The 1,560-nt window shown below is 47.3% G+C and carries 2 protein-coding genes; one reads left to right on the plus strand and one right to left on the minus strand.

All coding sequences use genetic code 11. The features are described 5' to 3' along the window. Positions 1–326 (minus strand): hypothetical protein (locus tag COW15_RS13115; protein WP_293632975.1); only part of this gene is annotated, 326 nt, incomplete at its 3' end. Positions 327–398: 72 nt separating this feature from the next. Between COW15_RS13115 and COW15_RS13120 the strand changes: the two genes are divergently transcribed. Beyond that, positions 399–1,546 (plus strand): IS3 family transposase gene (locus tag COW15_RS13120; RefSeq protein ID WP_293632976.1). Its coding sequence is split into 2 segments (ribosomal slippage): positions 399–636 and positions 636–1,546, totalling 1,149 coding nucleotides; the frame shifts between segments, so codons are not numbered across the junction. Positions 1,547–1,560: the final 14 nt, after the last annotated feature.

The raw sequence follows: 1,560 nt of genomic DNA on the forward strand, positions 1-1,560 counted from the left end.
GCTTCTAGCAGCAGGTGTGTCATTCCTCCGCGAACAGATGAACTAGGTGATTTGATCAACAATACCGGACGTTTGTCGGCTTCAGGGTGGGTAACATCGTGTTTCATGTCACGCACAATAGCTTGACTGAAATTCGTTTTACCCATACCAGCTGGTGCCGAAATCAATATACCTAGAGCGTCGCCGCCAGCGCTTCTCGACACGCTACCCAATGTATTCCCGGCGTCCTGCAAATTGATTTTGGTATCTACAAGAGAATGCATTGCTGATTTAATATATTTGGCTAATGCTTTCACTTTTGGGGTGCGGCTATCGACTAATTGCATAGATGTAACTGAATCGCCACTAGTTTCCTAGACACCTCTTAGTTAGATAAACTAACTCAAAGAGAGGTGCTTATGAGCGGCAAACGCTATCCTGAAGAATTCAAAATCGAAGCGGTTAAACAAGTTGTTGATCGCGGTCATTCCATCGCTGATGTTGCCAAGCGTTTAGATATCACCACACACAGCCTGTATGCCTGGGTGAAGAAGTATGGCCCTGATAATAAACAACACAATGATTTATCTGAAGCGCAGGCAGAGATTAAGCGCCTGCAAAAAGAATTGAAACGGGCCACTGAAGAGCGCGACATTCTAAAAAAAGCCGCGGCGTACTTCGCAAAGCTGTCCGACTGAGGTACGCCTTTATCAAGGAGCACAGCGATCGGTGGCCGGTACGCTGGCTGTGTAACATGTTGGATGTTCACCCCAGTGGTTTTTATGCATGGAGCAAGTTGCCGTCTTCAAAGCGTGATAAGGCAAACCGTCGGCTGACAGGGTTAATCAAGCAGTTCTGGCTCGAATCTGGTTGCGTGTATGGCTACCGTAAGATCCATTCAGATTTACGTGATACAGGCGAGCGCTGTGGTATTAACCGGGTGTATCGATTGATGCAGTCTGAGGGACTAAAAGCACAGGTTGGTTACCGTAAGCCGAGGTATCGCAAGGGTGATAGCCATATCGTCGTGCCTAACCGTTTACAGCGTCAGTTTAATCCGGTAACGCCTGATGAGGTGTGGGTAACTGATATCACCTATATCCGCACGCACGAAGGTTGGTTGTATCTGGCCGTCGTGGTGGATCTGTTCTCCCGCAAAGTTGTTGGTTGGTCGATGCATTCCCAAATCAGCAAAGACATCGTATTAAACGCATTACTGATGGCGGTTTGGCGACGTCAGCCGAAAAAACAGGTGATGGTGCATTCCGATCAAGGAAGCCAATACACCAGCCATGACTGGCAGGCATTCCTTAAAACTCATGGCTTGCAAGGCAGTATGAGCCGACGTGGAAACTGCCATGATAATGCTGTGGCTGAAAGCTTTTTCCAACTGCTGAAGCGTGAACGGATCAAGCGCAAGGTCTACTCAACACGGGATGAAGCCAGAAGTGATGTGTTTGATTACATAGAAATGTTTTATAACAGCAAACGAAAACATGGTTCCAATAATCTGCTGTCACCGGTAGAGTATGAAAACCGTTACCAAGAACGGCTGGGAAGTGTCTAGTTTATTGGTGGCGA

This window comes from Shewanella sp. CG12_big_fil_rev_8_21_14_0_65_47_15 (assembly GCF_002783505.1).
Taxonomy (GTDB): Bacteria; Pseudomonadota; Gammaproteobacteria; order Enterobacterales; family Shewanellaceae; genus Shewanella.